5 protein-coding genes and 2 pseudogenes are annotated in these 6,590 nt (G+C 69.0%); 2 read left to right on the top strand and 5 right to left on the bottom strand.

What is annotated here, in order from left to right:
• Positions 1–441: pseudogene (locus ACFV3E_RS46225) on the top strand (hypothetical protein); the annotation flags it as partial.
• 21 nt (positions 442–462) lie between these two features.
• Here ACFV3E_RS46225 and ACFV3E_RS46220 read toward each other — a convergent pair.
• The 5 genes and pseudogenes from ACFV3E_RS46220 to ACFV3E_RS46200 all read right to left on the bottom strand — a co-directional run.
• The gene (locus ACFV3E_RS46220; protein WP_500542507.1) at positions 463–2,115 is read right to left on the bottom strand and encodes a serine/threonine-protein kinase; all 1,653 of its coding nucleotides are present in this window, start codon (positions 2,113–2,115) and stop codon (positions 463–465) included.
• A gap of 1,011 nt (positions 2,116–3,126) precedes the next feature.
• Complete coding sequence (locus ACFV3E_RS46215; RefSeq protein WP_500542505.1) at positions 3,127–3,315, bottom strand: CDP-alcohol phosphatidyltransferase family protein; 189 nt, start codon at positions 3,313–3,315, stop codon at positions 3,127–3,129.
• Between the two features lie 632 nt (positions 3,316–3,947).
• Entirely contained in the window at positions 3,948–4,523 is a 576-nt protein-coding gene (locus ACFV3E_RS46210; protein WP_500542503.1) for a hypothetical protein, read from the bottom strand.
• Positions 4,520–4,786 carry a hypothetical protein gene (locus ACFV3E_RS46205; protein WP_500542501.1) on the bottom strand — a complete coding sequence of 89 codons (267 nt, stop codon included), beginning with the start codon at positions 4,784–4,786 and terminating at the stop codon, positions 4,520–4,522. The genes ACFV3E_RS46210 and ACFV3E_RS46205 overlap by 4 nt, the downstream gene beginning before the upstream one ends.
• 229 nt (positions 4,787–5,015) lie before the next feature.
• A pseudogene (locus tag ACFV3E_RS46200) lies at positions 5,016–5,450 on the bottom strand (transposase); the annotation flags it as partial.
• A 151-nt stretch (positions 5,451–5,601) separates the two neighbouring features.
• On the opposite strand from ACFV3E_RS46200, the gene ACFV3E_RS46195 reads away from it, so the two are divergent.
• Positions 5,602–6,590: IS701 family transposase (locus tag ACFV3E_RS46195; protein ID WP_500542499.1), on the top strand; the 989-nt coding region annotated here is incomplete at its 3' end.

The raw sequence follows: 6,590 nt of genomic DNA, 5'->3' as shown, positions 1-6,590 counted from the left end.
CTGAAAAAACCGTCGCTACAAGGGAGTTGGCATCTCGCATACAACGTCAACGACGCCCATCACCCGGCGTCACCACCGACTACGGAACAGAGCCGTTCAATGGACAGACCCTTCCGCAGCCGCGCCGAGGCCATGCTCGACGTGCTCACCGCCGCGCTGCCCGCTCCGCAAGGCGAACTGATGCTCCGTGCCCTACGCAGCGGCCCGGTCCACGCGCCTACCGCGATCAGCGTCCTGATCCGCCGCGACTTCCTTAGCCCGGACGACGTCACTGACGCCGAGGCGCAGCTCATGATTGCTGAGAGTCTGATCCAGAGGGCGCCGGCCAGGAACGGCACGAATACGCCCGCGTACGGAGAGGGGTACTGCACGAAGTACTCGTACGCGACCACCGCGGCCCAGGCGCACAGACCGCCGGTCAGTCACTTCAGGCGCCGGTAGCGGCCGTTGGCCTGCCTCCGGTCAGGAACCTCCCCTGGGGTGGGTCTCTTTCACTTTCCCTGAGGAGGCGTAGGCCGACAGATAACCGCTGCCGTAGGCGTCGGACAGGTAGAGGTTGATGACTCGCGCGCCGTCGAAGAGGTCATGGTCGACGGTCAGGTAGCGGAGGGTCGGATGCGGAACGTCCAGGGTCTTCTGGGCCCTCGCCATCAACGCCGGCAGAGCGTTCCAGTTGACGCCGTCCAAACTCTGCATCTCCTGCGCGTCGCTGGCTTCCAGTGTGCCGCCGGGGGCCCGGGTGACCTGGCCGTCGCGATAGGTGAGGTCGTCGTACAGTTTCGGGTCGGTACGGGTGGGCGCCTCGGCCTCCGCGTGGTCGGCGTAGACGGTGAACTCCTTGACCTTGGAGCTTCCCATGTACGGGCGCATCGCCGCGATCACACGGCGCACCCCGGCGGGGGTGAGCAGGTTCTTTGGCGCCGATGCGGTCGTCTGCGCTGCTGAGGCGGTAGGTCCTGCCGTGGTCGGCGCCCCGGAGGAGCGGGAACCCGTTGTGGTTCTTGCGCCGCCCGTCTCCGTGGCGCCCGCGTCTCCCCCGTCGTGGAGGCCGGGGGCAAGGTTCCACACTAGGACGCCCGCGACGGCGACCGCCGCGACCGTGCCGGCGGCGGCCAGGGCGCGGCCGCCGCGGCGGGGCGGGGGGACCGGGGTGGGGCGGGTGGGTGCGGCCGGCGGGTAGTAGGCGTGGGGCGCCAACGGCTGGTACGACGCCGGGGCGGGCCCGAAGCCGGCGGGCACCGCGTCCACAGGTGACGGCGCCGGGGCCGGGGTGCCACCGCGCTCGACGTCGGCGAGCATGCGGTCGAGCCGCTCGGCGTCGGGGCGCGCTGCGGCGTCCCGCACGAGCAGGGCGCTCAGGACGGGGGCGAGCGGCCCGGACCGCACCGGGGGCGGGAGGGGCTCGTCGAGGACGGCGACGAGTGTGGCGATGCTGGTCTCACGGCGCAGCGGGTGGACGCCCTCCACCGCGACGTACAGCAGCATGCCGAGCGACCACAGGTCGGAGGCGGGGTTGCCCTCCTCGCCGCGGATGCGCTCGGGGGCGATGTACTCGGGCGAGCCGATGAGACCGCCCGTCGTCGTCAGCCGCGTAGAGTCACGGAGCGTGGCGATGCCGAAGTCGGTGAGCACGGGCGTCCTGTCCGGCCGCAGCAGTACGTTCGCGGGCTTCACGTCGCGGTGGTGGACGCCCACGGCGTGCGCGGCGCGCAGCCCGGCGAGTACGCCGCGGCCGATCACGGCGGCGTCCCGCGGGGTCAGCGGACCACCGGCGAGGAGGTCCCGGAGGGAGCCGCCGGTGACCAGCTCCATCACGAGCCAGGGGTGCGGTAGGTCCGTCCTGTCCACGATGTGCTGGATCGTGGCGACATTGGGGTGGTGCACCCGGGCCAGCGCGCGGGCCTCGCGCAGCACCCGCTCGCGCAGTTTCGCCGCCGCCTCGGGGTCGGCGTCGGCCAAGTCCGGCTCCGGCTGGCGGACTTCCTTGAGCGCGACCTCGCGGTGCAGGGCGGTGTCGCGGGTCCGCCATACCAGGCCCATGCCGCCGCCGCCCAGTCGTTCCAGCAGTTCGAAGCGGCCGTCGATCAGTCGTCTGCCGGAGTCGCTCACTGTCATGGCAGTGAATCGTACGGACACCTATTCGACGGTATGGACACGGTTGGACGCCGCAGCGATCGGCGAGATGGCGGTCGGGCGACTTGCGTCACTTTTCTCTGTTCGCGCCCGGTCAGCGGACCACGGCCGGGCCGAAACTGAGGAGTTCTTGCTCATTCGCGTATCTGGCTGTTTCGGCAATCTTGCTCCTTTAGAGGTAGAGCTCGATGGGGTGAAGGCTGTGTTGGCTCCGTTGCAGTGTGACGAATGTGGGCGGGTAACGGAGGCGGCGAAAGAATGCGAATGGGGAGTCCACTGTTCTGGCCTCTGCCATCGCCGTGCTATTGACCGCTTGCGAGGGGCTCTGTCCCGTCTTGCGGATACCGAACTCAAGAAGTTGGGACTGCTTCTCCCTGATCCACCTCCGCCTCCCTGGGGGCGTCATCATGGCGGCGCCGGGCGGCGATGACCGCGTACACCAACAACAGCAAGATCCAAGGCCCACATATCGCGTATGAGAGAGGCGCAGCGCCCCGCCCGGGCTACCCAGCCAACAACCTCCAACACGTCAGGGGTGCAGCCCTCGGTGGGGTACTGCGCTGGCGGGGCCGTCAGCAGCGGCGCCCCTGACTCGGGCATCATCCAGGGCGCCGTTGTGCGGGTCGCAGGCGCTGGAGAGGCCACGGAGGATGTTGAACGTCGCCCCCATGCGCTACCCGCGACTCAGCCTGCACGTCGCGCCCGGCATCCGCATTCCGGAGGCCGTCGGTTTTGCATGCCGGGCGGTCACGGTGGCTCCCCATCTCACGGCTGATCCTGCGGCGTGCTTTACGCTGTGCGGAGTCGTGGCGTTACCTGGGTGGCGGCGAGGTAGATGTAGCGCATGGCGCCGATGGCCAGCACTTATCCGAGCGCGATGGCGCGCGCCCGGAACTCCGGAGGATAGGGACGAGGCATGACTGCCAGCCTTCCGTGAAGGGCTGTCAGTTAGCCACCAAAACTGGAACCTGAGAGGTGGGGCAGGTCAAACTGTCACCCAAACCTGCAGCAGACCCGGATGAGGAAGGCGTCGGTTTCCATGTCGAACCGTGCACCCAGCGGTGACGTGGTGCCCGTGCGCCGGGCCACCCGGCCGTCTACCGCGTCCACGAGCAGCGCCAAGGTGGCCAGACACGTGATCAGCACACCGTGTTGGGTGCCGGCCGCGGTCAGCGCTGTCACGCCCCCGACGAGGACGGCCGGGCCCGCGTGACGCGATCGGCCGGCCCCAGCGAAGAGGTCTGGCAGCGGCGCAGAGCGGCTGCCAGTACCGCACAGAGGGCCGAGGCGTAGACGGCCCCGGCGAGCCCACCAGGCCCAGCCCCGCGGACACCCACAGCAGGGCCAGCAGGCCCCACTGGGCGACTACCGCGCAGGCCAGCTCCTCCCGGGCCCGCGCACGGCGTGGGTCCGGCACCACCCGCTCACTCACGGGGTTCCCCCGTGGCATCCAGGAGGTAACGCACCTCGATCGGGTCGGGCTGCATCCTCATGGCGATCTGGGCGACCGGGATCCCCGCCCGGTAAGCCGCCGCCACTGCTGAGGCCAGACCCCGCCGCGTCGCGACGGCCTCTTTCAAGGCCGCTTCCCGTTTCCGATTCATCGGAGCCCATCCTGTGCATCCTCCGGTGTTGCCTCGGCCGCCCATAGGGCAGGGCTCCGAAGGCGACGGTTCGGGCGGCCCTGCGGGGGAGAGGGGCCGGAGGTCTTTGTGACTATTCGTAGCGACCGCAACCGGACCCGCGGCTCGGGCTCGGTTGTCGGGTGCGGATCACGCAGGCCCTTTGGGGGATTTGCGATGATTCATGAAATTTCATCTTTTTGGCTGTCTGGGTTTGGGGCTGGGGTGGGTGTTGGCGTTGAGGCGGTGGCAGGCGTGTTGCAGGGTGTGGCGGGCTTGTAGGAGGCGGCTGGCGGTGGCGGGGTCGTGCTTGGCTTGTACGGCTGCTGTGCCGCTGTCGGCGATGAGGGCGCGGACGGCGGTGCACAGGTGGGGGATCCAGGTTCGGTAGAGCCGTCGGTCGAGGGTGGGGTCAGGGCGGGTTTGGGTGCGGTGTCGGGCGTGGACCAGCCAGATGCGGGCGTCAAGGCGGCCGGTGACTGGCCGCAGCCGCTGCTGGGTGGTTGCGGCCAACTGGCGTTGCCAGTGGTGACCGTGAGAGCCGGGCAGGTGGGCCGTCTGCTCTTGGAAGACTAGGAGGGCGTCGATCAGGATCCCTGCCCATCGGCGCAGGTCGTCGGTCTGGGCGGTGGTGTACCCGGAGGTGTCCAGCATCCGCCGGGCGATCCACCACAGCTGAAGGGGTGCCCTGTGTTCCGCTTGGCACGGCTGGCCGCCGGCCGTGCAGGCGCTGGTGTACCTGGAGTGGGCGCCTGCCATGCCGGTCATGTCGCCTGGTACCCGGACCAGTGCCGCACCGCGTAGACGCCGGCGGCCTGCTCCAGGCACCAGGTCATCCGTTCGGCGAATAGCTCCGGGTAGTCACCAGCCTGCTGCGCGACCGCCCCCGCGCAGCCGCCCGGCATTCGTGTGTAGCGGGCCAGCTCTTCGATCACCGTCGCGCACACCGCGCGCTGATCCGGCCGGTCCTGCGGCCGCAACGGCGAACAGAACAGGGCCTGCGCCCATACCCGGACCACCAGTTCGGCCAAAGACCCGGCCGTAACCCGCCGACCGGTATTATCGCCCATCGTCACTCACATCCCTCGCGTGATAGCCCTCCCGGGCCTGCACACTGAGCGAAGACGTGACCGGGCCTGGTACTCCATACTGCGCCGCGTCCTGCGGCAGGCCATGAGCAGCCCGTGCTCACCAGCGCTACCCGGGAACCCTCAGGGCAGCCCGGGGGTGCCTCTATGTCCTTCGGCAAGCCTGCGCTGGTCATGCGACGGCTGTTTCGGAAAGGCGCGGGTCGTAGAAGGTTCCGTCTCGGAGCATCGCGAAGAGCACGCTGATGCGTTGGCGGGCGAGGCGGAGGAGTGCCTGGGTGTGGGTTTTGCCTCGGGCTCGGCATTTGTCGTAGTAGGTGCGGGATGCGGGGTCGTGGAGGGCGGCGCACGCTGAGAGGAACATCGCGCGTTTGAGTTGCCGGTTTCCGCCTCTGGGGGCGTGTTCGCCGTGGATCGAGGTTCCGGACTGCTTGGTCGTGGGTGCGAGGCCGGCGTAGGAGGCGAGATGGGCGGCGCTCGGGAACGAGCTGCCGTCACCGATGGTGGTCAGGAGGACTGCGGCGGTCCTGACGCCGATGCCGGGCATCGAGGTCAGGACCTCGGCAAGAGGGTGGGCCTCCAGCAGGGCGGCGATCTGGGCTTCTAGTACTCCAGCAGCGCTTTGCTATCTGGCCTGGTGAGGGGCGTCGTTCGGAGTGTAGGGCGGGGATTGTTGGTCCGGGGCGGTCTTGCCGGACTGCCCCTCCAACGAGTGGAGTCGGCACGTAACTGCGCTGGGCACTGGGCAGCCTCCTGGCGTGATCGACGACCTTGCGGGTGGTTCTTGGGACCAGGAACTCGACGAGCTTTTCCTCCGTGTCGGCCATCGTTTCGGCCGTGCGGACCTGCGCCGCAGGATGCGTGACTACATTCGTGGTCTGCTCGGTCCGGTCGGCCGGAAGAACGGCTGGCAGCTGGCCGAGTTCGCCGGCCATCGAACCCCCGACGGCTTCCAGCGACTGCTGAACAGGGCCGTCTGGGACGCCGACGACGTTCGTGATGACCTGCAGGCCTACGTTGCCGAACAGCTCGGAGACGACGGTGGCGTCCTGATCATCGACGACACCGGCTTCGTCAAGAAGGGCACCACCTCCGCGGGCGTGCAGCGGCAATACTTCGGCACCGCCGGCCGCACCGAGAATTGCCAGATCGGTGTCTTCGCCGCCTACGCCACCACCCGCGGCCGAGCCCTGGTGGACCGGGAACTGTATCTGCCCAGGTCATGGACCGACGACCCCCAGCGCTGCCGCGCTGCGAAGGTCCCCGAAGACCGGGCCTTCGCCACCAAGGGCGAACTCGCCAAGACCATGGTGGTGCGCGCGCTCGCCTCACCGCTGCCGGTCGCCTGGGTGACCGCCGATGCCGCCTACGGTCAGGAATGGCGCTTTCGCCGTCTGCTGGAGGAAGCCGCTGTCGGCTACGTCCTCGCCGTCCCGAAGTCTCAGCACGTGCCGCGCTTCGGCCGCATCGACTACCTGTTCACGCAGGCCCCGCAGGAAGCCTGGGAGAAACGCTCGTGCGGCAACGGCGCCAAGGGCCCGCGCGTCTACCACTGGGCAGCGGTCCAGATCCCCGCGATCGAGGACTTCGACGGCGACACGCCCACACACCAGCGCTGGGCGCTGGCACGGCGCAGCCTCACCAAGCCCGATGAGATCGCCTACTACCTCGCCTACGCTCCCCTGGGCACCACCGTCCAGGAGTTGGTCCGGATCGCCGGGACGCGCTGGGCGATCGAGGAGTGCTT

This window comes from Streptomyces sp. NPDC059718 (assembly GCF_042733315.1).
In the GTDB taxonomy this organism is placed as follows: domain Bacteria; phylum Actinomycetota; class Actinomycetes; order Streptomycetales; family Streptomycetaceae; genus Actinacidiphila.
Note: the sequence above shows the minus strand (reverse complement) of the source record. Positions and strands in the feature narration are given on the sequence as shown.

Excerpts from the sequence above, each read along its gene's own strand:
- ACFV3E_RS46210 (WP_500542503.1), bottom strand. The coding sequence starts at position 4,523 with ATGACCGGCATGGCAGGCGCCCACTCCAGGTACACCAGCGCCTGCACG.
- ACFV3E_RS46220 (WP_500542507.1), bottom strand. The coding sequence starts at position 2,115 with ATGACAGTGAGCGACTCCGGCAGACGACTGATCGACGGCCGCTTCGAA.